This window comes from Nocardia sp. NPDC004654 (assembly GCF_040609595.1).
Taxonomy (GTDB): Bacteria; Actinomycetota; Actinomycetes; order Mycobacteriales; family Mycobacteriaceae; genus Nocardia.
On record NZ_JBEXKI010000007.1, the window covers coordinates 376,698 to 398,924 of the forward strand.

Annotated in this window: 24 protein-coding genes and 1 riboswitch; of the genes, 6 read left to right on the forward strand and 18 right to left on the reverse strand. The window is 70.0% G+C overall.

Annotation, left to right across the window (positions count from 1 at the left end; all coding sequences use genetic code 11):
• Positions 1–47: 47 nt before the first annotated feature.
• The 4 genes from ABZV58_RS24925 to ABZV58_RS24940 form a co-directional block, all read right to left on the reverse strand.
• Complete coding sequence (locus tag ABZV58_RS24925; RefSeq protein ID WP_355002555.1) at positions 48–653, reverse strand: helix-turn-helix domain-containing protein; 606 nt, start codon at positions 651–653, stop codon at positions 48–50.
• Positions 654–703: 50 nt separating this feature from the next.
• Positions 704–2,368, reverse strand: a complete 1,665-nt coding sequence (locus tag ABZV58_RS24930) for a precorrin-2 C(20)-methyltransferase (protein WP_355002556.1) — start codon at positions 2,366–2,368, stop codon at positions 704–706.
• Positions 2,365–3,000, reverse strand: a complete 636-nt coding sequence (locus ABZV58_RS24935; protein ID WP_141810222.1) for a precorrin-8X methylmutase — start codon at positions 2,998–3,000, stop codon at positions 2,365–2,367. Before ABZV58_RS24935 ends, ABZV58_RS24930 begins: the two co-directional genes overlap by 4 nt.
• Before the next feature lie 286 nt (positions 3,001–3,286).
• Positions 3,287–3,724, reverse strand: coding sequence for an Lrp/AsnC family transcriptional regulator (locus ABZV58_RS24940; protein WP_355002557.1), 438 nt, complete (start codon positions 3,722–3,724; stop codon positions 3,287–3,289).
• 129 nt (positions 3,725–3,853) lie between these two features.
• Between ABZV58_RS24940 and ddaH the strand changes: the two genes are divergently transcribed.
• Positions 3,854–4,696, forward strand: coding sequence for a dimethylargininase (ddaH, locus tag ABZV58_RS24945; RefSeq protein ID WP_355002558.1), 843 nt, complete (start codon positions 3,854–3,856; stop codon positions 4,694–4,696).
• 82 nt (positions 4,697–4,778) lie between these two features.
• Here ddaH and cobG read toward each other — a convergent pair whose 3' ends face one another.
• A complete protein-coding gene (gene cobG, locus ABZV58_RS24950) occupies positions 4,779–5,957 on the reverse strand; it encodes a precorrin-3B synthase (protein WP_355002559.1) in 1,179 nt (392 codons plus the stop codon).
• Positions 5,958–6,179: 222 nt separating this feature from the next.
• Positions 6,180–6,301, forward strand: a riboswitch (cobalamin riboswitch).
• A gap of 30 nt (positions 6,302–6,331) precedes the next feature.
• Here cobG and cobN point away from each other — a divergent pair.
• Together cobN and ABZV58_RS24960 are read left to right on the forward strand one after the other, a co-directional pair.
• Positions 6,332–9,988, forward strand: coding sequence for a cobaltochelatase subunit CobN (gene cobN, locus ABZV58_RS24955; protein WP_355002670.1), 3,657 nt, complete (start codon positions 6,332–6,334; stop codon positions 9,986–9,988).
• A 318-nt stretch (positions 9,989–10,306) separates the two neighbouring features.
• Positions 10,307–10,816, forward strand: a complete 510-nt coding sequence (locus ABZV58_RS24960) for a hypothetical protein (protein WP_355002560.1) — start codon at positions 10,307–10,309, stop codon at positions 10,814–10,816.
• A 652-nt stretch (positions 10,817–11,468) separates the two neighbouring features.
• Here ABZV58_RS24960 and ABZV58_RS24965 read toward each other — a convergent pair.
• Both ABZV58_RS24965 and ABZV58_RS24970 read right to left on the reverse strand, forming a co-directional pair.
• Positions 11,469–11,918 (reverse strand): SgcJ/EcaC family oxidoreductase, encoded by a 450-nt coding sequence (locus ABZV58_RS24965; protein WP_355002561.1) that lies wholly within the window; start codon positions 11,916–11,918, stop codon positions 11,469–11,471.
• Positions 11,915–12,046 (reverse strand): hypothetical protein, encoded by a 132-nt coding sequence (locus ABZV58_RS24970; RefSeq protein ID WP_355002562.1) that lies wholly within the window; start codon positions 12,044–12,046, stop codon positions 11,915–11,917. Before ABZV58_RS24970 ends, ABZV58_RS24965 begins: the two co-directional genes overlap by 4 nt.
• A 165-nt stretch (positions 12,047–12,211) precedes the next feature.
• On the opposite strand from ABZV58_RS24970, the gene ABZV58_RS24975 reads away from it, so the two are divergent.
• Entirely contained in the window at positions 12,212–12,820 is a 609-nt protein-coding gene (locus ABZV58_RS24975; RefSeq protein WP_355002563.1) for an ATP-binding protein, read from the forward strand.
• Positions 12,821–12,862: 42 nt separating this feature from the next.
• On the opposite strand, the gene ABZV58_RS24980 is transcribed toward ABZV58_RS24975, so the two are convergent.
• Genes ABZV58_RS24980 through ABZV58_RS24990 form a run of 3 tightly spaced genes read right to left on the reverse strand, consistent with a single transcriptional unit; the run spans position 12,863 to position 14,787 of the window.
• Positions 12,863–13,294 carry an arsenate reductase ArsC gene (locus ABZV58_RS24980; protein ID WP_355002564.1) on the reverse strand — a complete coding sequence of 144 codons (432 nt, stop codon included), beginning with the start codon at positions 13,292–13,294 and terminating at the stop codon, positions 12,863–12,865.
• Positions 13,295–13,324: 30 nt separating this feature from the next.
• Positions 13,325–14,416, reverse strand: a complete 1,092-nt coding sequence (gene arsB, locus ABZV58_RS24985) for an ACR3 family arsenite efflux transporter (protein WP_355002565.1) — start codon at positions 14,414–14,416, stop codon at positions 13,325–13,327.
• Positions 14,413–14,787, reverse strand: coding sequence for a metalloregulator ArsR/SmtB family transcription factor (locus ABZV58_RS24990; protein ID WP_355002566.1), 375 nt, complete (start codon positions 14,785–14,787; stop codon positions 14,413–14,415). The genes arsB and ABZV58_RS24990 overlap by 4 nt, the downstream gene beginning before the upstream one ends.
• A 157-nt stretch (positions 14,788–14,944) precedes the next feature.
• On the opposite strand from ABZV58_RS24990, the gene ABZV58_RS24995 reads away from it, so the two are divergent.
• A complete protein-coding gene (locus ABZV58_RS24995; RefSeq protein ID WP_355002567.1) occupies positions 14,945–15,115 on the forward strand; it encodes a hypothetical protein in 171 nt (56 codons plus the stop codon).
• A gap of 72 nt (positions 15,116–15,187) precedes the next feature.
• Here ABZV58_RS24995 and ABZV58_RS25000 read toward each other — a convergent pair whose 3' ends face one another.
• The 8 genes from ABZV58_RS25000 to ABZV58_RS25035 all read right to left on the reverse strand — a co-directional run bounded on the left by ABZV58_RS25000 (position 15,188) and on the right by ABZV58_RS25035 (position 21,575).
• Positions 15,188–16,237, reverse strand: coding sequence for an ABC transporter ATP-binding protein (locus ABZV58_RS25000; protein WP_355002568.1), 1,050 nt, complete (start codon positions 16,235–16,237; stop codon positions 15,188–15,190).
• Positions 16,234–17,046, reverse strand: coding sequence for a molybdate ABC transporter permease subunit (gene modB / locus ABZV58_RS25005; RefSeq protein WP_355002569.1), 813 nt, complete (start codon positions 17,044–17,046; stop codon positions 16,234–16,236). Before modB ends, ABZV58_RS25000 begins: the two co-directional genes overlap by 4 nt.
• Positions 17,043–17,441 carry a TOBE domain-containing protein gene (locus ABZV58_RS25010; RefSeq protein ID WP_355002570.1) on the reverse strand — a complete coding sequence of 133 codons (399 nt, stop codon included), beginning with the start codon at positions 17,439–17,441 and terminating at the stop codon, positions 17,043–17,045. Before ABZV58_RS25010 ends, modB begins: the two co-directional genes overlap by 4 nt.
• A 52-nt stretch (positions 17,442–17,493) precedes the next feature.
• Positions 17,494–17,757 carry a helix-turn-helix transcriptional regulator gene (locus ABZV58_RS25015; protein WP_355002571.1) on the reverse strand — a complete coding sequence of 88 codons (264 nt, stop codon included), beginning with the start codon at positions 17,755–17,757 and terminating at the stop codon, positions 17,494–17,496.
• Between the two features lie 54 nt (positions 17,758–17,811).
• Positions 17,812–19,149 carry a hypothetical protein gene (locus ABZV58_RS25020; RefSeq protein WP_355002572.1) on the reverse strand — a complete coding sequence of 446 codons (1,338 nt, stop codon included), beginning with the start codon at positions 19,147–19,149 and terminating at the stop codon, positions 17,812–17,814.
• Between the two features lie 76 nt (positions 19,150–19,225).
• Positions 19,226–19,615: a hypothetical protein gene (locus ABZV58_RS25025; RefSeq protein WP_355002573.1), complete on the reverse strand. Its 390-nt coding sequence runs from the start codon at positions 19,613–19,615 to the stop codon at positions 19,226–19,228.
• A complete protein-coding gene (locus ABZV58_RS25030) occupies positions 19,612–19,803 on the reverse strand; it encodes a hypothetical protein (protein WP_355002574.1) in 192 nt (63 codons plus the stop codon). The genes ABZV58_RS25025 and ABZV58_RS25030 overlap by 4 nt, the downstream gene beginning before the upstream one ends.
• The gene (locus ABZV58_RS25035) at positions 19,800–21,575 is read right to left on the reverse strand and encodes a hypothetical protein (RefSeq protein ID WP_355002671.1); all 1,776 of its coding nucleotides are present in this window, start codon (positions 21,573–21,575) and stop codon (positions 19,800–19,802) included. Before ABZV58_RS25035 ends, ABZV58_RS25030 begins: the two co-directional genes overlap by 4 nt.
• A 438-nt stretch (positions 21,576–22,013) precedes the next feature.
• Between ABZV58_RS25035 and ABZV58_RS25040 the strand changes: the two genes are divergently transcribed.
• Positions 22,014–22,160, forward strand: a complete 147-nt coding sequence (locus ABZV58_RS25040) for a hypothetical protein (protein ID WP_185757093.1) — start codon at positions 22,014–22,016, stop codon at positions 22,158–22,160.
• Positions 22,161–22,227 lie beyond the last annotated feature (67 nt).

Below are 22,227 nucleotides of genomic sequence, written 5' to 3' on the forward strand. Positions count from 1 at the left end.
CATAGTGGAATGTTAGCGGAACGACCGCGCTGTCCGCGTTCGGGTTCTCAATCGCTTCGTCGCGCGGCGTCCGGTCCGGGTACGCGCCGGAGTAGGTGCTCGAGCAGGTCGGTCGCCGCCTCGTTGGAGTGAACGCCGGCCACCATACTCTGGGTGAGCGCGGCGGCGGCGAGCACGATGACGGTGGCGTCGAGCTCGGCGTCGGCCGAGTCGCTCGCCCGGCGCAGCTGGTCGGCGACCGCGGCGATCAACCATTGTGTGCCGCCCAGGGTTTCGTCCGCGGTCAGGCCCGACCCGGCGAGCATGGCGGCTTGGAAGGCGCCTAGCACCACGGTGTCCTGGCGCCGCTGCTCGTTCATCGGCAGCAGTTCCTCGAGCATCGCGTAGATGACGTCGCGCGGAGCGGCCTGCTCGCCCAGCGCGGCGAATCGCTTGGCGAAGCGATCGCCCGCGTCCGCGCTCACCGCGAGGTGGGTGGCGCGCAGGAAGTCCTTCTTGGTGCCGAAGTAGTACTGCACCAAGCGCACCGAGATGCCTGCCTCGGCGGCCACCGATTGGAACGTGGCGGACTCCAGTCCGCCGCGCGCGATGACCCGCCGCGCGGCGTCGGTGATCTCCCGCCTGCGCTGCTCGTGGTCCACCAGCCGCGGCACAACGGTCTCCTTTCGTCCTCGCGAAGAGACTTATGGTAGGTCGTCGCGAGTCAGGGACGGTGGTAGCGCCGCGAGGTGTAGACGCGAGTGCCGTGCGCGGTCTCGACCGTCGCGGTGGTGGACGCGCCGATGATCAGCAGGGTGCGCATGTCCACGTCGGCCGGATCGAGATCGGCGAGCGACACCACCCGGACCGACTCGGTGGGCCCGCCGACGTCGCGGCCGAGTACCACCGGGGTCTCCGGCTTGCGATGCTCCAGCAGCAGATCGCGCATCGCGCCGACCTGCCAGGTGCGCTGCGAGGACGCCGGGTTGTAGATCGCGATCGCCATGTCGGCCGCCGCGACGGCCGAAAGGCGTTGCGCCACCACCTCCCACGGCTTGAGCCGGTCGGAGAGCGAGATCATGGCGTAGTCGTGGCCGAGCGGCGCGCCGACCCGGCTGGCCACGGCATTGGCCGCGGTGAGGCCGGGGAGCACCCGCACCGGCACGTCCTGCCACTGCGGTTCGGCGGATTCCTCCAACACCGCCGCCGCCATCGCGAACACCCCGGGATCGCCGGAGGAGACCACCGCGACTCTCGCGCCACGCTTGGCCAGATCCAAAGCCATGGCGGCGCGTTCGGACTCCACGCGATTGTCGCTGGCGTGCCTGCGCTGGCCGGGACGCGGCGGGACGCGGTCGATGTAGGTGGTGTAGCCGACGAGATCGGTGGCGGCGTTCAGCGCCTCGCGCACCTCGGGGGTCGTCCAGTCCGGCGAGCCGGGGCCGAGGCCGACGACCACGACCTCGCCGATCGAATCCGCCTGCGCTGGTGGAGCATCGGAGTGCGCGTTCGCCGTAGTCGAATCCGCTCGAGCCAGCGGTTCGGCGGCCGGGTCGGAGGCGCTCGCCGAGGTCGATACGCCGGTCGAGGCGGCCGTCGCTTGGCTCACTTCGACGGCGGAGCGTGCTTCGGTGCTCGCGGCGGAACTTCTCGGCAGCGGCGTCGTCGGTCGCGGACCCGGCACCAGCGTGATCGAGAAGTAGGGCACGTCGGCGTCGTTCACCTCGGCGGCGGTGCGCACTCGCTCGCGGTCGGTGCTTGCCCGCTCCACGTAGTAGGCGTCGTCGAGTCGTCCCGCGTCCGAGAGTGCCTGCCGCACACCGGGATACGTGCGGCCGAGCTTCATGATGGCGGCGGCGTCGGTATCGCGCAGGCGGCGGGTGAGTTCCTCGGTCGGCATGGTGCCGGGCAGCACCGTCAATACTTGCTCGCCCTCCACCAGCGGGGTGCCGAGCGCCGCCGACGCCGCGCTCACCGAGGTGATTCCCGGAACGATCTCGGCCTCGAAGCGATCCGCCAAACGGCGGTGCATGTGCATGTAGGAGCTGTAGAACAGCGGATCACCGGCGGCGAGCAGGGCGACGGAGCGACCCGCCGCCAGGTGCGCGGCCAGTCGTTCGGCGGCCTGTTCGTAGAACTCGTCGATCGCGCCCTGATAGCCGCCGGGGTGGTCGGTGGTCTCCGTCGTCACCGGGTAGACGAGGTGCTCCTCCAGTTGGCCCGGCCGCATGTAGGGCGCGGCGATGCCGCGCGAGATGCTGCGCCCGTGCCGCGCGCTGTGGAAGGCGATCACATCGGCCGCCGCGATGATTCGCGCCGCCTTGACGGTCACCAGTTCGGGATCGCCCGGCCCGAGTCCGATACCCCAGAGTTTGCCCGGTGTGGTCATTCCGCTTCGCTCGCAATCGCGTTCAGTGCCGACGCGGTGATGGCGCTGCCGCCGCGCCTGCCGCGCACCGTCAGGTATTCGACGCCGCCGTAGGCCGCCAGCGCGTCCTTGGACTCGGCGGCGCCGACGAAACCGACGGGGATGCCGAGGATCGCGGCCGGGCGCGGGGCGCCCGCGTCCAGCATGTCCAGCAGGTGGAACAGCGCGGTCGGCGCGTTGCCGATGGCGACGACCGCGCCGTCCAGCCGGTCACGCCACAGCTCCAGCGCCGCCGCCGAACGCGTATTGCCCAGTGCCGCGGCCAGTTCCGGCACCCGCGGGTCGGCGAGGGTGCAGATCACCTCGTTGTCGGCGGGCAGTCGCTTGCGCGTGACGCCGGAGGCGACCATCTGCGCGTCGCAGAGGATCGGCGCGCCCGCGTGCAACGCCGCCCTCGCCGCCGCGACGACACCGGGGGAGAAGGCGATGTCCTCGGTCAGATCCACCTGTCCGCAGCCGTGGATCATGCGCACGACCACCCGCGCCACGTCCGGCGGGAACGCGCTCAGGTCCGCCTCGGCTCGGATCGTCGCGAACGACTGCCGATAGATCTCGGCCCCGTCGGTGAGGTAGCTGGTGCGCACGTCGGACATGGCGTCCACCCTAGGACGCGGCCGGGGGAGTCCGCCCACAGCCCCGGGATGGCGGAGCGAGGGCGGAGGTATGGCCACGCAGGGACGTGTCGAACCGTGAGGCAGGCATGCCGCGGGTCGGCCAGATCGGCGGGGGAGTCCGCCCCGAGGTCCCGGAATGTCCGAAACGGGGACGGAGGCGCGCCCAACTCGGGGTGGGCGGACGGGGCAGGCGAATGACCTGCCGATGGCCGGAATGGACGCGCAGGTATGCGCCGAACGGTGGAGCGGGCGTGCGGGTCGCGGGTCAGGTGCGTGGTCGTTCGAGGATGCGGGACATGACGATCGCGCTGCGGGTGCGCCCGACGCGCGCGTTCTCCCTGATTCGCTCCACCGTCGACTCGATCTCGGCCATGTCGGTGGCCATGACGTGCACCAGCGCGTCGGCCTCGCCCGCGATCGTCCACACGCCGACCACCTGCGGGATCGGCTCCAGGCTTCGGCGCAGTTCGGCCGGGGTGATGTTGTCGCGGTAGTACACCTCGACGTAGGCCTCGGTGGTCCAGCCCAGTGCGGCCGGGTTCACCAGCGCCGTGAAGCCGGTGATCTGACCGCTGGCGACCATGCGGTCCACCCGGCGCTTGACCGCGGGCGCGGAAAGCCCCACCGCGGAGCCGATCTCCTGGAACGACGCGCGCGCCGAGCGCAGCAGGTGGCCGAGAATCTTGCGATCGGTATCGTCCATCACAGCCCTTCCTCCGTGACGCAATGATTCGCCGTTCCACCGTCGATTTGCGCAACGATTCGGCGTTCCGGACGCAATGCTAGGCCCTTTACCTTCGTGGCAGCCGTATTCCTCACTCCGGGAGCCACGATGACCTCAGTAGCTACCCTCCAGACCACCGAGCCCGCCCCCGCACGCCGACCCGTGCCGCGCCGGTTCGTGATGTGTCGCCCCGACCATTTCGACGTCCGGTATTCGATCAATCCGTGGATGAATCCGGACGCGCCGGTGAATCGCGCGCTGGCGCTCGCCCAGTGGGACGACCTGCGCGCGACCTTCGAGCGCCATGGTCACCGGGTCGACGTGGTGCCCGGCGAACCGGGTCTGCCCGACATGGTGTTCGCCGCCAACGGCGGACTGGCCGTCGGCGACCGGATCATGTCCGCGCGCTTCACCCACCCCGAACGCGCCGCCGAGGGTCCCGCCTTCCACCGCTGGTTCGCCGGACGCGGCGTGGACGTCGCGGCGGCCGCGGAACTCAACGAGGGCGAGGGCGATTTCGCGTTGATCGGCGGCCGATTCCTGGCGGGCACCGGCTTCCGCAGTTCCGCGGCGGCCCACCGCGAGGTCGAGCTGCACTTCGGAATCCCGGTCGTCTCACTGGAATTGGTGGACCCGCGGTTCTATCACCTGGACACCGTCTTGATGGTTCTCGACGACGCCACCATCGCCTACTACCCGCCTGCCTTCGACGAGACCAGCCGCACCGTGCTCGCGGGCCTGTTCCCGGACGCGGTCGAGGCGACCGATGCCGACGCCGCCGTTCTCGGCCTGAACGGGGTGTCCGACGGGTATCACGTCTTCCTCAGCCCGCACGCCATCGACCTCGCCGCCGCCCTCCGCGCCCGCGGCTACCTTCCGGTCCCGGTGGACGTCTCGGAGCTGCTGAAGGCGGGCGGCGGAATCAAGTGCTGCACGCTGGAATTGCACTGAAGGCGGGCGGCGGGATAAGTGCCGCGCGCGCGAACCGGCCTCGCGCGGTCCACCTGACGTCGGTTCGGGCACTATCGCGTGCTCAGTCGACGCGGTAGCCGTCGGGAGTCGCCACGACATCGGTGACCTCGCCGCGCGGGCGGCCACAACGGCGGTCGCAGCCGGACCAGTGCTGACGTCCCGCGACGGTGACTTCCTCGGCGGGGATGTTGTCGCCCGCGCTGTCGGTCGACGAGCTGTCCGCCAGGACGCGGCCGGATTCGACTGCCGCGGTGACGTCGGCGCGTACGTCGGTCAGCGACTTCGCGCAGCCGGGCTGTCCGGCGCACGCGCTGACGTGCAACCACGGCGAGGCGGCGTCGAAGATCAAGCCCATCGGCGCGAGCACGCGGACCACCTGTTCGGCGGCCCACTCCTCGAGGTCCGCGACGATCAGGCTGCGCCACGGCGTGATGATCACCGGGCGTTCGATCGCCGCGACGAATTCGGCGAGTCGCGCGTCGAGCGCGCCGAGCCGGACGCCCGCGCCGAGCGCGACCGAGCCGTCGTCCTGGTCGAGCCAGCCGATCGGAACATCCTGGGCCGCAGTGATTTCCACGCGCTCCGCGCCGGGCGTCAGACCGATCGACTCGATGATCCTCGCCGGACCGTCCGCGACCTCGTGCAGCCGCCACTGGCCCGAGCTCACCGCGAGAAAGCCCTCCGCGGCGGCCAGCACGATATCGACGGCCTCCGCTCCGGTGACGCGGATGCCGGTGTCGGCTCCCGCCAGCAGCAGCGCGAACTCGTCGGGGCCGACCGCGTGGACGCCGATGTCTCCGTCCAGACCGCTGACATCGCCGCGGCCGTCGTCGAGCGTGAACAGCACCCGTCCCGGCAGTTCCGCCAGCCGGGGCGTCGCGCACAGCCGAGCGTCGAGATCGCCGACCAGCCCGCGCACGTCCGCGAGCCCGCCGACCCGCCCGGACAGCGGCGAGGCCACGATGTTCCGCACGCGCTCGTGCGTCCGGCTCGGCAGCAATCCCGCCGCCGTCAGATGTGCGGTCAGCGCCTCCGCGTCGCGCACCTGACGCAGCTGGAGGTTGCCGCGCGAGGTCAATTCGATCGCGCCGTCGCCGAACTCGCTCGCCGCGGTCGCCAGGGCGAGCACCTGGTCGGAGGTGAGCCGTCCACCGGGCACCCGAATGCGCGCGAGCGGTCCGTCGGCGGCCTGATGCAGCCGCAGCACGCCGGGGCAGGAATCGGGGGCGGTTCGAGTCATAGCTTCTTCAGCCTACGTGCGCGGGCGTGCCCGAACCCACGGGCGGGAGTTCGTCCTGCGCGCGATGCCGAGAACGACGCGGCCAACGGCACGACCCGCAGCTTCGGCGGTAGCTACGACCTCGGCATCGAGCGCACGCCCGCAGGCTCGCGGACCGACCGGCTCCGCTCTTTCCTGGCTGCCAGCAGACGGCGACATCGACCGCTCCGGAACCGGGGGTGCGGTTGGCCGCGCGATGCCGGGTACGCTCGGCGTGCTCGGCGGCGTCGAGGAAACCGGTGCAATTCCGGTGCGGTCGCGCCACTGTGAACAGCCAGACCCTCTCCGGCGAGCACCACACCCCCGATGGGCGCGTCACCCGAGGAAGGTCACCCGTGATCCTGCTGCTGTCCACGTCCGACACCGATCTGCTCAGCGCGCGCGCCAGCGGCGCGGACTACCGGCTCGGCAACCCCGCCCGCCTGCTGGTCGACGACCTGCCCGCGTTGCTGGACGGGGCCGATCTCGTGGTCGTCCGCATCCTCGGCGGCAAGCGTGCCTGGGAGGACGGGCTCGCCGCGCTCCGCGACAGCGGTGTGCCGATGGTCGCGCTCGGCGGTGAGATCGCGCCGGACGCCGAGCTCATGGAATGCTCGACGGTGCCGGGCGGCGTGGCGGCCGACGCGCACAACTACCTGGCCGCGGGCGGTCCGGAGAACCTGCGCCAGCTGCACAACTTCCTGTCCGACACGGTCCTGCTCACCGGCCACGGCTTCGCGCCGCCGGTGCAGCTGCCCAGCTGGGGCGAGCTCGAGCGCGTCGCCCGCCACCCGGCGCCGGTCGCGGGCCTTCCGACCGTCGCGGTGATCTACTACCGCGCCCAGCATCTGGCCGGCAACACGGGCTACGTCGACGCACTGTGCGCGGCGATCGAGGACGCGGGCGCGCGACCGCTGCCGCTGTACTGCGCCTCGCTGCGCACCGCCGAACCCGAGCTGCTGAACACGCTGCGCCAAGCCGACGCGCTGGTCGTCACCGTGCTCGCCGCGGGCGGCACCAAGCCAGCCACCGCGTCCGCGGGCGGCGACGACGAGGCATGGGACGTCGGCGCGCTCGCCGAACTGGACGTGCCGATCCTGCAGGGCCTGTGCCTGACCAGCGGCCGCGCCCAGTGGGAGGACAACGACGACGGCCTCTCGCCGTTGGACGTGGCGACCCAGGTGGCCGTGCCGGAGTTCGACGGCCGCATCATCACGGTGCCGTTCTCGTTCAAGGAGTTCGACGCCGACGGCCTGTCCACCTACGTCCCCGACCCGGAGCGGGCCGCCCGGGTCGCGGGCATCGCGACGCGCTACGCCCGGCTGCGCCACATCCCGGCCGCCGAGAAGCGACTGGCCGTGATGCTCTCCGCCTATCCCACCAAGCACGCCCGCATCGGCAATGCCGTCGGTCTGGACACGCCCGCGAGCGCCATTCGGCTGCTCACCGAATTGCGTTCCTCCGGTTACGATCTCGGCGAGTCGGGGGAGATTCCCGGTTTCGAAGAACGGGACGGCGACGCCCTGATCCACGCGCTCATCGCGGCGGGCGGTCAGGACCCGGACTGGCTCACCGCCGAACAGCTGGAAGGCAACCCGATCCGCATCGGCGCCGCCACCTACACCGCCTGGTTCGACACCCTCCCGGAAGACCTGCGCGAGGCCGTCGTCGAGGCGTGGGGTCCGCCGCCGGGTGAGCTGTACGTCGACCGCTCGGCCGACCCGAAAGGCGAGATCGTCCTCGCCGCACTGCGTTTCGGCAACGTGGTGCTGATGGTGCAGCCGCCGCGCGGCTTCGGTGAGAACCCCGTCGCCATCTACCACGATCCCGATCTGCCGCCCAGTCACCACTACCTGGCCGCCTACCGCTGGCTGGCCGCGCCGGAGACGGCGGGCGGTTTCGCCGCCGACGCCATGGTGCATCTGGGCAAGCACGGCAACCTGGAGTGGCTGCCCGGCAAGACGCTCGGCATGTCGGCCTCGTGCGGCACCGACGCCGCGCTGGGCGACCTGCCGCTGATCTACCCGTTCCTCGTCAACGATCCCGGCGAGGGCACCCAGGCCAAGCGGCGCGCGCACGCCACCCTGGTCGACCACCTGATTCCGCCGATGGCGCGCGCCGAAAGCTACGGCGACATCTCGCGATTGGAGCAGCTGCTCGACGAGCACGCCAACATCTCCGCGCTCGACCCGGCCAAGCTGCCCGCCATCCGCCAGCAGATCTGGACGCTGATGCGCGCGGCCAAGATGGACCACGACCTCGGGCTCACCGAACGCCCCGACGAGGAGTCCTTCGACGACATGCTGCTGCACGTCGACGGCTGGCTCTGTGAGATCAAGGACGTGCAGATCCGCGACGGCCTGCACGTGCTCGGCCAGGCGCCCGCGGGCGACGGCGAACTCGATCTGGTGCTCGCGATGCTGCGCGCCCGGCAGCTGTGGGGCGGCGAGGTGTCGGTGCCCGGACTCCGAGAGGCGCTGGGGCTGAACGAATCCGGCGACGAGGCGCGCGAGCGGGTCGACGTGATCGAGGGTCGCGCGCGCGAGCTGCTCGGCGCGCTACAGGCCGCCGACTGGTCGGTGGACGCGATCGACGGACTGGTCGCGCGATTCGCCGACACCCTCGTGCCCTCGGGCGCGGCGGCCATCGGCGGCGCGGAACCGGGTACCGCCGGTGCGGTGCGCGCCGTATTGCGCTTCGCCGCAACGGAAGTGGTGCCGCGCCTGCGCGAGACCGGCGTCGAGATCGAGCGGGTGCTGCACGCGCTGAACGGCGGGTTCGTCCCGGCGGGCCCGAGCGGTTCGCCGCTGCGCGGCTTGATCAACGTGCTGCCGACCGGCCGTAACTTCTACTCGGTCGACCCGAAGGCGGTGCCGTCGCGGCTGGCCTGGGAGACCGGTCAGGCCATGGCCGAATCGCTGGTCGAACGCTATCGCGCCGACCACGGCGAATACCCGCGCTCGGTGGGCCTTTCGGTGTGGGGCACCTCGGCCATGCGCACCTCCGGTGACGACATCGCGGAGGTCTTCGCGCTGCTCGGTGTGCGGCCGGTGTGGGACGAGGCCAGCCGCCGCGTCACGACTCTCGAAGCGATCCCGCTCGCCGAACTCGGCAGGCCGCGTATCGACGTGACCGTGCGCATCAGCGGGTTCTTCCGCGACGCCTTCCCGCACGTGCTCGCCCTGCTCGACGACGCGGTCCGGCTGGTGGCCGAGCTCGACGAGCCCGCGGAGTCGAATTACGTTCGCGCGCACGCGGAGTCGGATCTGGCCGAACACGGCGACGCCCGCCGCGCCACCACCCGCATCTTCGGTTCCAAGCCGGGCACCTACGGCGCCGGTCTGCTCCAGCTCATCGATTCCAAGAGCTGGCGCACCGACGACGATCTCGCGCAGGTCTACACCGCGTGGGGCGGTTACGCCTACGGCCGCGATCTCGACGGCGCACCGGCCGCCGACGACATGCGCTCGGCCTATCGCCGAATCGCGGTGGCGGCCAAGAACACCGACACCCGCGAGCACGATATCGCCGACTCCGACGACTACTTCCAGTACCACGGCGGCATGGTCGCCACCGTGCGCGCGCTCACCGGCAAGAATCCGGAAGCCTATATCGGCGACAGCACCCGGCCCGACGCGGTGCGCACCAGGACCCTCTCCGAGGAGACCTCGCGCGTGTTCCGTGCCCGCGTGGTGAACCCGCGCTGGCTGGAGGCGATGCGCAGGCACGGCTACAAGGGCGCGTTCGAGATGGCCGCCACCGTGGACTACCTGTTCGGCTACGACGCCACCACCGATGTGGTCGCCGACTGGATGTACGAGAAGCTCACCGAGAGTTACGTTTTCGACGACGTGAACCGCAAGTTCATGGAACAGTCCAACCCGTGGGCGCTGCACGGCATCACCGAACGGCTGCTGGAGGCGGCCGAGCGCGGCATGTGGTCCGCCCCCGAGGCCGAGACGCTGGATCGGTTGCGCCAGGTGTACCTGGAGACCGAAGGGGAACTCGAGTAGTATCGCGGCGCGGACCCGGTCGTGCTCGGGTCCGCCCCGCCCCCAATTCGTTCGGAATGGCTCCGCAAAACGACGCCTCGGTTTTTATTGCGGCGCATGTCGTTTCATTTCCCGCCGTCGCCGTATTCGTCCGCGAAAAGTCGAAGGGCCGGTGCTGGCAACCCCCCAATTCCTGGGCCGATTCGCTGATCTTGCAACGTAATTCGGTTTCGTCATTCTGTCGACATCGAGAGTGTGGAAGGCGCATCATATCGATGTCCTGAAAGCCGATTCTCGGGGCACACACTATTCGGATCGGCCGGATGATGGGAATTCATCATGATCAAAAAGTTGATAGCGGCAGCGGTGCTGACCATTGCCGCGACCACCGGAATCGCCACCGCGACCGCCAACGGCTCGCCGGGGGCCGTGGTGGCGGGGGTGGACCGCGGCGTCGAGTACACCGCTTCGGTGGCGCCGGATCGCTCGGGGGCGACGCTCACCTTGGCCGCCGGGACCTTGGAGATCGCGCCGGACGCGGTGCTGGTGCACGCGCCCGACGGCACGGTGATCGGCAGCGTGCCGACCACACTGCACTCCGTGACGGGTCAGCTGGTGCGCGTCGCGCCGGTAATCGACGCGAGCGCAACGGAATTGACGCTGACCCCGGTGAGCGCTCCGGCCCAGCCGGAACTGGGGTTCATCGGCGATGCGGGAACGACGATCGCGGGTATCGCGATCGGCTGTGTGATCGGCGCATTGATCGGCGCGATCTTCTTCATCCTCCCGGCCATTCCCGGCTGCATCATCGGAGCGGTGATCGGCGGGATCATCGGCGCGAACGCCTGAGGCGAGCAATCGAGGGGTGAACACTCCTCGCGAACCCGTGGCCCGTCCGGGAAACAACCGGACGGGCCGCATTCGTGCGCCGAGAAATTCCGGACACGGTGCATTTCAATTTCTCGAAATGCGCCTCGCGGCCCTTTCGCACGCTGCGCAGGAGAAAGGACCGCTGGCGAAGCGTCCAAGAGTCGTGCGAGAAGACCGCGTCGCGGGGGAGGGCGGCCCGGGCCTGGTTTCTCCGCGCGCATTCCCGCCTTGTATCGGTGCGACAGGCCGTGCGATGGCAGTGGTCGCCCGGGATGCCGTCCGCTGCGGGGGCCGTCTGCCGCAGGTTCGCCGGGGGTCCCGCAGCCGGGTGTCGACGTCCCGGTGAGCAGGCGAAATACCTCGAAATTGGGGGTCTCCAGGTATTGACTAGCGGCGAAAACCGAGGACACTAGATGTACACCGGAACACCGAAGAGTGCCACACAATCGGCGGAGACGTCCAAAGAAAGTACTGGTAACTCGCACAGGATCCGGCTAGGCCCCCGGCAAGCCAGTCGAAGACCAGGGTAATCAGCGACGACTGAAACCCAAGGATTCGATGGAGACTACCGGGGACTGTTCTGTTCGGGGGTAGTTCTCCCTCGCGCGGCCCTCCGACCTGCGGTAACGCCTCACTCGGCCTTCGGGACGAGCGTGTTGTGCCGCGCCGCCGTCCACCAGCGCCCGCCCTCCTTCACCAGGACGTACAGCGCGACCATCGCTGGATCCACATCGATGGGATCGCCTTCCGCCGTGATCGCCCGCGCGGCCTTGTGCGCGACGGCCACATCCGGCCGCAGGAAGACGATGTCGGTCACCTCGTAGCGCGCGTACTCGTCCTTCAGGAATCCCGCCAGCCCCTTGCGGCCCGCCTCCAGCAGCGCATCCCGCCCGGTGATCACCATGCCCACCGCGTTCCCCGCCGACGCGTTCGCGGTGAAGCCGCTGACCATCAGCTCCGCGTCCTTGTTGTTGAAGCCCTCCTCCACATCGGCCACCAATCGCTTGATCGCGGCGATGTCCTCGGTGTGGTCCACGGTCGTGTCCTCGACCACCGGCGATTCGTCTGTCGTTGCGTTCATGATCGACAGCTTGGTACCTGAACAAAGGTTGAGGTCAAGTCCGGCGGGTCGACCGGGTTCGCGGAGGCGCTGACGAAGGTGCCGACCGCGCTGTCGGCGACGTCCGCTTGGTCGGCGATCTCCTGCACGCGGGCCAGGGTGTAGCTCCGGCCCGCGAAGACCGTGAAGCGCTCCGAACGGTGTCCGGAGTTCTTCCAGGCGCAACCCCGGCGCGGGAGACGGTCGCGTGGGCTAGGCCGACCGGCGGGATGGAGCGCGGGTCGAGCGTGCCGAGGATGTGATGGACTGGAGCGGTGCTGGAGGACCTGGATCGGGTGGAGACGGGCGTGCGGGAACGGTTGCGCGGGGTGGCCGACGCGCTCGGTTCTCGCGGGCTGGTGCTGCTGTGCGGATTTCCCGCCTCCGGGAAGTCCACGGCCGCGGCGTATGTGCACGAGCTGACCGGCGCCGTCGTGTTGGACAAGGACCGCTTCGTGCCGCGCCTGGAGGAAGCGGTGATCGAGGCGTTGACCGGCGATCGGCACGACCGCGATTCCGACACCTATCGCGCGCTGATTGCCCCCGGCCTGTACGAGGGACTCATCCGCACGGGGCTGACCGTCGCCGCCGCGGCCCCGGTCGTACTCGACGCGCCGTTCCTGTCCGTCATCCGTGCCGCGCACGCCGCGGGACGCACGCTGGGCGAGCACGTGCGCGCCTATCCGGAATCGGCGCCGTCGATCCCGATCGTCACGGTGTGGCTGGATACGCCCGCCGAGCGGATTCGAGCCCGGATGGTCGCGCGCGGCGCCGACCGCGACGCATCCAAGCTCGGCCAGTGGGAGGCTTATCAGTCCTCGGTACTCGAGTCCGGGACGCGCGAGAAGGCTTATGCTGCCTGCGATTTCGTCATTCCCAGCTGAGAGTTGTGCCACCGGGGCTTGACCCGGATATGTGATACCCGCTCAGCTGGCAGGGTCGGTGAGCCAGGCACGCGTGGGCAGTAGTTCCGCGACGAGTTCCGCGACCCGGCGACCAATCTCGTCCCGGATCGGCCGCACGGCCTCGACTCCCTTGCCCGCCGGGTCGTCGAGAACCCAGTCGCGGTAACTCACGCCGGGAAATACCGGGCAGGTGTCGCCGCAGCCCATGGTGACGACCATGGTCGAGGTCTCCACCGCGTCGAAGGTGAGGATCTTCGGCCGCTGATCGGAGATGTCGATGCCGAGTTCGGCCATCGCCTCGACCGCGGCGGGGTTGATCGATTCGGCGGGCGCGCTGCCCGCCGAGCGGACCTCGATGTCGGCGCCGGCAAGGTGCGTCAGGAACCCGGCCGCCATCTGGGAGCGTCCGGCGTTGTGGACGCAGACGAACAGGACACTGGGCTTGGAAGCCATGGGGGAGTGGGCCTTTCGGGTCGACGCGGATCAGGCGAGCGGGGCCTGCGCCGCGGTGCTGGACGGGAAGCGGTCGCGCAGGGCCAGCGAGACATAGACGAGTCCGACGAGTACCGGAACTTCGATCAGCGGGCCGACGACCCCGGCGAGTGCCTGCCCGGAGGTCGCGCCGTAGGTGGCGATCGCGACGGCGATGGCGAGTTCGAAGTTGTTGCCCGCGGCGGTGAATGCGAGGGTCGTTGTCCGCTCGTAGCCGAGGCCCATTGCTGGGCCGAGCAGGTAGCCGCCGCCCCACATGATCGCGAAGTAGGCCAGCAGCGGAATCGCGATGCGCACGACGTCGAGGGGCTGGGAGGTGATCTGCTTGCCCTGCAAGGCGAACAGGATCACGATCGTGAACAGCAACCCATACAGCGCCCACGGGCCGATCCTGGGCAGCAGTGTCGACTCGTACCAAGCGCGGCCCTTCGCGCGTTCGCCGAAGCGGCGGGTGAGATAGCCCGCGAGCAAGGGAAGGCCCAGGAAGATCAGCACCGATTTCGCGATCTGCCACGGCGAGGTGTCGATGGTGGTCTGTTCCAGGCCGAGCCAGCCGGGCAGCACGGACAGGTAGAACCAACCGAGCGCGGCGAACATGATCACCTGGAAGGTCGAGTTCAACGCCACCAGCACTGCGGCGGCTTCGCGGTCGCCGCAGGCCAGGTCGTTCCAGATGATGACCATCGCGATGCAGCGCGCCAGCCCGACGATGATCAACCCGGTCCGGTACTGGGGCAGATCCGGCAACAACAGCCAAGCCAGTGCGAACATCAGTGCCGGGCCCAAGACCCAGTTCAACACCAGCGAACCGATCAACAGCTTGCGGTCACCGGTGATGGTGTCGAGGCGGTCGTAGCGGACCTTCGCAAGCACCGGATACATCATGATCAACAAGCCGATCGCGATCGGCAGCGAGATCCCGTCGACTTCCACGGCGCTCAACGCGTCCCCGAGCCCCGGAATCATTCGCCCGAGCAGCAGCCCGGCGGCCATCGCGACACCGATCCACACCGGCAGGTACCGGTCCAGCGTGGACAGTTTCGCCACGACTCCGTTCTGCGGGGTTCGGGTCTCGGCGCTCAAGCGTTCACCCCGGCGGCGCCGCTCTCGACCAGCAGCACCTCCGAAAGCCTGTGCAGCGCTTCGGGAACCACCCGGTAGTACACCCACGACGCGCGGCGTTCGCTGGTGAGCAGCCCCGCCTCGCGCAGCACCTTGAGGTGATGGGAGATCGTCGGCTGGGTCAGATCGATGCCTTCGGACAACTCGCAGACGCACGCCTCCTGCCCCGCGCGGGCGGCGATGGAACTGAGCAGCCGCAGCCGAATCGGATCCGACAACGCCTTGAACACGCCCGCCAACTCGGCCGCCGCCTCGCCGGACAGCGGTTCGCGGACGATCGGCGCGGCCGAGCACGGCTGCACCGGAAGCAAGGGAAGTTCCGACTTCGACATACGCCTATATTGATGGTTGTCTAAATCGGATCGCAAGCAAACATCTGGTGAATGAGGCGGTCCGCACCCTTGCCCGCGGCCGAGTGTTCTCGACCGCGTTGACCGGATTCGGGCTCGCCTCGGCGACCGCGCTCGGCCCGCCAAGGTGCGCGACGGTGTGCGGTTGCGGTGGCGGACCGGCACTGCGACCTTCCTGGACGATGACGACGCGACCGCGCGCCACCGCCTGCTGGGCAAGGGGCGGCCGTTCTATCGGCTCGACGGAATCCTGCTCCGGCGACTCGCACGCGGCGGGCCGATGCTCACCATCCGCATCGACCTGGACTAGCGGCCGCCGCGTAATGGCGGCGCGAGTCGTGGGCGGGGTTCGGCGATGCGACGGCGGCGAGCGTCGCGCGGTTCAGGCCGGATAGCTCCTGACCTCGGTCGCCTTCACCGCCGCCCACAATTCCATCCCGGGCCGCAGCCGGAGTTCGGCGACCGTGGCCGGGGTGATGTCGGCGAGGACCGGTGGGTGGCCGTCGAGGCGGACGCGCGTGGTGTGGGCGTGTTGTTCGATGCCGGTGATGGTGACCGGCCATGCGTTGCGCGGGCTGCCCGCGGGGTGTTCCAGGTGCAGGCCGACCGCGTTCGGCGGAAAGGCGACGTGCACTCGACCGTCGGCGGGCTCCGCGATGGTGAGGACGCCGCCCTCGTCGAGATCGACGACGCCGCCGCGGGCGGTGCCGCGATACAGGTTGAGCCCCACCAGGTTCGCCACATAATCCGAACGGGGTTGCCTGGCGACCTCCGCGGGCGCACCCTGCTGTACGACGCGGCCGTGTTCCAGGATGACGAGCCGGTCGGCGAGCACCATCGCGTCGAGCGGATCGTGGGTGACGAGCACCGTGTGGCCCGGATAGTCGCGCAGATGGTGGGCCAGATCGGAGCGCACCTGGAGCCGGGTGCTCGCGTCGAGCGCGGCGAGCGGTTCGTCGAGCAGCAACAGCCGCGGCTCGGTGACCAGCGCGCGGGCCAGCGCGACCCGCTGGGCTTGCCCGCCGGACAACGCGCGGGGTTTGCGGTGCGCGTACTGGGAAAGGCCGACGCGATCGAGCCATTCGGCGGCGCGCTCACGGGCCGCGGCGCGCCGATGGCCGCGGGCGCGCAAACCGAACGCGACGTTGTCCAGCGCGGAGAGGTGCGCGAAGAGCAGATAGTCCTGGAAGACCACGCCGACCTCGCGGTGCTCGGCGGGCACGAACACCGAAGGCGGTGCGTCCCAGATGTGTTCGCCGAGCCGCACGCGTCCCTCGGTCACCGCGAGCAGGCCAGCCAGCGCCCGCAACGCCGTGCTCTTACCCGCGCCGTTCGGGCCGAGCAGCGCCACCACCTCGCCCGGTTTCGCCGTCAGTGCGAGGTCGAGGGTGAATGTGCCGCGGGTGACGCGGATCTCGGCGTCCAGCGTCACATCGCACCTCGAATCCACCGCTCCCGCAAGGCGGCCAACACGCCCACCGAGACGAGCAGCAGCACCAGGCTCAGCACGATCGCCGCGTCCGGATCGGTCTCCAGCGCCAGATACACCGCGAGCGGCATGGTGGTGGTCTTGCCGGGAAAGCTGCCCGCGAACGTGATGGTCGCGCCGAACTCGCCGAGTGCGCGGGCCCAGCAGAGCACCGCGCCCGCGACGACGCCGGGCAGCACAGACGGCAAGGTGACGCGGCGAAACGCGTACCAGCGGGACGCGCCGAGGGTGGCGGCGGCCTCCTCGAACCGGGGGTCCGCGGCCCGCAGCGCGCCCTCCACCGAGATGACCAGGAACGGCATCGCCACGAAGGCCTCGGCCACCACCACACCCGCCGTGGTGAACGGCAACGAGACGCCGAACCAGTCGTACAGGTACTGGCCGATCAATCCGCGCCGACCCAGCACCAGCAGCAGCGCGACACCGCCGACCACCGGCGGCAACACCAGCGGCACGGTGACCAGCGCCCGCACCAGACCGCGGCCCGGCACGTCGCCGCGCGCCAGCAGCCAGGCCAGCGGAATGCCGAGCGCCAGGCAGACGAGGGTGGCCAGGCTCGCGCACACCAGCGAAAGGCGAAGCGCCTCGGCGACTTCCGCGCTGAACAGGCGCTCCGGCATGGTGGCCCACGGCGCTCGAACCGCGAGCCCGAGCAACGGCGCGACCAAGAAGATCAACCCGCACACCGCGGGCAGCACAAGGATCAGCGGCCGCCGCCCGCGCACCGCCCGTCGCCGCGCGGCGATGGTCACGTCTCCGGAATTTCCACGACGACGTGCGTGGACTTCACCGACGCGACGGCGACGCTGCCGACCTCGAGGCCGAGTTCGTCCACCGATTCGCGGCTGAGCAGCGACACCAGCCGGAACGGTCCGGCCTGCATCTCGACCTGGGCCATCACCGTGTCCTTGACGATGCGGGTCACGATGCCGCGCATGCGGTTGCGCGCGGACGCCGCCACCGTCACCCCCGGCGCGGGCGCCTCGGCGTTGGCGCGCAGGAATTGCGCCAGATCGCGGCCGTCGACGCCCTTGCGGCCGTTGTCGAGTTGGATCGCGGGCAGCTTGCCCTGGTCGATCCACCGTCGCACGGTGTCGTCGCTGACGCCCATCAGGGCGGCCGCTTCACTGATCCGCAGATTCGTCACGAATTGGAGTTTATTGACGTATTCGCGGGAAGGGAAACCCGGGCGGTAGCGGTCAGGCGGATTCGGCGAGCCCAGCGGAGCGCCAGGTGTCGGCCAGTTCCTGGAGCGGGAGGTCGAGCGCCTGGCTCAGTGCCACGACCGTGCCGAAGGCGGGCGACGGCAGGCGACCGGTCTCGATCTTGCGCAGCGTCTCCGGCGAGATCCCCGCGGCGGTGGCGACCTCGGTGAGTTCGCGCTCGCCACGCGCCGCGCGCAGCCGAGCGCCCAAGCGGCGGCCCGCCTCGATCTGGGCGGGTGTCAGCGGCAGGCGAACCATGCGCCCCAGGGTAGGGGCGGTATTTAAATACCGCAAGTTGGCGCGGTCGACGGGTCAGGCCTCGAACAACAGGTACAGCCCGGTGAAGGTGTAGCCGACCATGGTCAGCATCAGCGCGAGCTGGCCGGTCAGTCGGTGCGCGGGCGGGAGCAGCCGAAGACAGCGGTCGTGTGCCGCGGCGACGCCGAGGATGTGACCGGTGAGGACGGCCAGCACCTTGATGCTGGCCAGTACGGCGGGATGGGTGGACAGGATGTACTGCACGTCGAAATCGCCCAGCCACAGGATGTTCCAGCCGCGCTGGAACGGGTCGGCGCACAGGATCAGCGTCGCCTGCCCCTTCTCGACCAGGAAGCTGAGGTAGTGCGCGACAAGGTAGCCCGCCACGATCGGGGTGAGACTGTGCGCGAGCCGAATCGGCAGCAGCGCCCGCTCCGCCCTGGTGACGCCGCCGGTCGCGCGGGTGGCCAGCCGGAAGACGCCGCCGACAACGGCGATGAACCCGAGCAACCCCGCGGTGCGCAGCAAGGTGGTCAGCAGGGTGGAGTCGCCGCCCGCGCGATCGAGGAAGTCGCGCCAACTCGCGAACATCGAAAAGCTGTCGAACGCGGTCGATCCCAGCAGTGTCGCCGCCACCGCGACCGAGCCGGTGAGCGCGGGCGTGCCCGCGAGATTGTTCAGCGGCCACCGCAGCACCGGGACCCCGGTGTCGCGCCGCGCGTACGGGCTCAGACGCGCCAGCAGACTGCTGTACACCTCCAGCGGGTCGCCGCGCTCGGCCCACGTTGTCCCGAACACCACGAGGCCGACCGTCCCCACGACGAGGTAGCCGAGAAACCACATCGTCACGGCGAGCACCGAACCCGGTTCGGGATAAGCCAATTCCAGCCACACGAACGAGAACAGCCCCAGCGCCGCGGGCAGGCAGCCCCACGATTCCGGGTAGGGCAGCAGCCCGCGCCCCGGCGGCCGCCCCGCCACCCGGCAGGCCAGGCGGTGCAGCGCGCGCACCGGCGAGACGATCTTCCACACCGGCCCCAACACCAGTGAGGCCACCATCACCCCGACCCACAGATAGATATAGACAATCCCCGGCACGGGATTGTCCGCCGACTCGGCCGCGCCGAAGAAGCCGACCGCGAGGACCGCGATCGCCCCGAGCAGCCCGAGCCCCGCGAGCACCGTCCGCACCGCCGCGGAATCGACCATGGCGCGCGCGAACGCGGGCAGCGCGACGCCCGGCGCATCCGGATCGAGTCGCGGCTCGCGCCACGCGAAGGCCAGTACGGCGAAGGAGAACGTCAGGGCCCACGCGGCGCCGATCAACGCGTAGGACAACGGAATCGGCAGATCGGTCGCACCGGAGATCCCGTGCGCGAGGACCTCGTTCACCCCTCCACCTCGCTGGTCCTCGGCTCCGTCGTGCGCGAGTGCGCGCTGTGCCTATGGTTCGCTCGCTGGCGCTCGTTCACGGGCGCACGACTACCGTGGCGACGGTCTTGTGCGCGCGGTGCAGTTCGATCTCGACCCGCCCCGGCACCTCCACCGTGAACCGGAAGCGCTGCCCGGCCTCGGGGCGGACCTCGAAGGTGTGCTCCGGCGTGGCGTGCACGTGCAGTTCGTCCTCGGCGTCGCTGTCGACCACCAGCTCGATCGGCTGCCCGATCTTGGCCTCCCTGCGCTCGTTCACCGGACTCACCGACCCGTTCGCGATACGGAAACGCACGACGACGGCGTCGGCTTCGGCGGGCGAACTCGCGCTGGGCCGCGGCGTGCTCGGGGCGTCCTCGGTGGCGCAACCCAGCGCGGCGGCGGCCACCGCGCAGGCGAGCGCGGCGTAGCGCCACGTGCGGGTCATCGGGTCTCCTCGTCGCTGTTCGAAGGGGTTCGGTCGTTCCGCTCGCTCTCGCGCCGCTCGGCGCGGCGGTCGCGCACCGCGATGAGCACGATGATGCCCACCACGGCGAACGCGGGAAGGAAGGCGGGGATGGCCAGCAGGACGGAATGGTCCGCGAGCAGCTCTACGCCGTCGGCGGCGCCGGTCATCCGGCCGCGACGGGCTCGGTCGCGTCCGTCCGCGCGGTGGTGGGGTAGCGGTCGTTGATCCGCGCCGCGCCCCAGGACAGCGCGCCGATCAGGATCAGGCTGCACACCAGAACGACCAGCGAGGCGGCGCCGAACAGCCAGGCCGGATGGTCGAACGAGCGCTCCCGCTGCAACACCGTGATCTCGGCGACGAACGGGCGGGTGAACTCCGGTGGCGCGGCGACCTCCGCGGCGCCGATGCCCGGGTCGTCGGGCATGAAGATCGGCAGCGCGGTCTGCATGCGGCCGTCCTGCAGGCGCAGCACGGTCTTCCAGGTGCCGTGCGCCGGAACGGGTTTGGTCGAGACGTAGTGGCCGTCGCCGACGCGCCGCAGCTGGTCGACGACCAGGCCGCGGCCGGGGCTGTCCGATCCGACGCCGCCCTGCCAGGCCAGGATCTGCACCCATTCGGGATCGGAGCCGACCAGGTCGGCCGGTTCGAGCCGCACGTCGGCGGTCACCATGCGGCCGCCGTCGACGGGCTCGGCCTCGCGCAGCGCGACGGTCGCGCTCGCTTGATCCGGGAGGCGAATGAGCAGGCCGTTGGTGGTGGTCGCGGCGACGACGAGCACCGCGGCGACGACCATGGTGCGGCGCACGGGCGGGCGCGGCAACGGCTCACCGCGCAGCACCATGCCGAGCAGCGCGCCGACGACACCACCCGCGATGCCCGTCGGCACCGTCATCGCCAGCAGCTCCGGCCACATCGAAGCGGGCCACGGATCGACGAACATCGCGTCGACCCAGAGGGATTCGAGCCAGACACCGACGGTCGCCACCGCGAAACCGGCCACCGCGCCCCACCACAGCGGCTTGCGCGCCAAGGGGAGCAGGGCGAGCAGTTCGACGACCACGGCGGCGCCGAGGTAGAGCGGGAAGACGTTGCGCGGCGCGTCGATGATCGGCCCGCCGACCAGGAACGCCACGATCCCGCGCACCACCGCCGCGAAGCCGACCACCACGAAGGTGCTGAACGCGCCGAGCGTCGCCCGCGCGGCGACCAGCGTGACGGTGGCCGCCGCGACGATCAGCATCGGCTGCAGGACGAGTCGGAACTGCTCGACGCCGAAATCGAACTCCACTTGGAACACCGACAGACCGATGATCAGGCCGCCGAAGGCGAACGCGCGCAGCGTCCAGATCAGCCAGCCGTCTTCCCGGTCCGGATCGGGCCGGTTGCGGCCGCCCTCGAATTCCAGCAGCAGCACGCCGACCAGGGAGAGTCCGGCGCCGCCGATGAGCATCAGGTGCGTGGGTCCCCAGAGCGTCACATCTTGGCCGAACATCCGGTGCCAGATGTCGTCGAGCGGAAAGCCGATGAGCGCGTAGAGGCCCGCCCCGGCGATGAGAATGCCGCCGACGGGCGCGTACCAGGTGCGGGTGATCCGCACCGCCGCCTCGCCCGGCTTCTGGTCCAGTGGTAGCACGATCGCCAGCATTCCGGCCGTGAACAGGAAGAACAGTCCGGCCAGGATGAAGTAGTGCGCCGGATTGGCGAGCGGGCCTTCGTCGCGGCCGTTGCCCACGTGCAGGCTGACGTCCCAGATGAAGCCGAGCAGCGCGGTGAGGATGGTGGCCAGGAACATCACGATGGGCAGTGCCACCCAGCCGGGCCGGTTGAAGACGGCGCCGATCCGGTCGGCCGTGGTGCCGAGCCAGGTGATGCGCCGTGTCCGGTGCAGATAGCCGACCCACAGCAGCACCAGCGCGATCAGGCCCGCCGAGCCGGTCATGATCGCCACCTGGTCCAGCGCCGCGCCGCCGCCCTCGGTGCCCTGCGCGGCGATCTCTCCTATCGCTTCGTGGATCGTGCCGGACACGAAAACCTCCAACGCCAGTGAGTTTACACTCGTCGCCTATTAATGTTACGAAACGTAGCACACACTGTCGAGCAGGTGGTGCTATTGCTTCGCGACCGCGATGAGGGGCAGTTTGGGAGCCCTTTCCGTCGGTACGGGAGTGGAGCGTCGCGCACGTTGGGAGGGGTGGCGCGCGCGACACCGTCCATCCCTGTCAGAGTACGACTGTTCACCCACATGATGTGGCGCCACTCACGGGACGATTACCCGGTCGTGCCCGGAAATCTCGCATCCGGGCAAGGGTTTCCGTCCGGCGAAACCGGACACCCCATGGATGGAATGACAACGCCGCGAGAGCGAGAGGGAGGATTCATGGTTTCCCGCGACACGATCGCCCAGCTTCGTCAGGACATCACCACGGCCGAGGACTGCAACGATCGGCAGGCGGCCGAACGGCTGCGCGCCGAATTGGCGGAGGCCCTGCGCGCCAAGGAGCAAGGCGAGGACGACGCGGAGTAGGGCTGCCGCCGGAGCGATCCGGCATGTGCGTCTCCTGAGTTCCGCCGCGTCCGGGGATCGCCGGGCG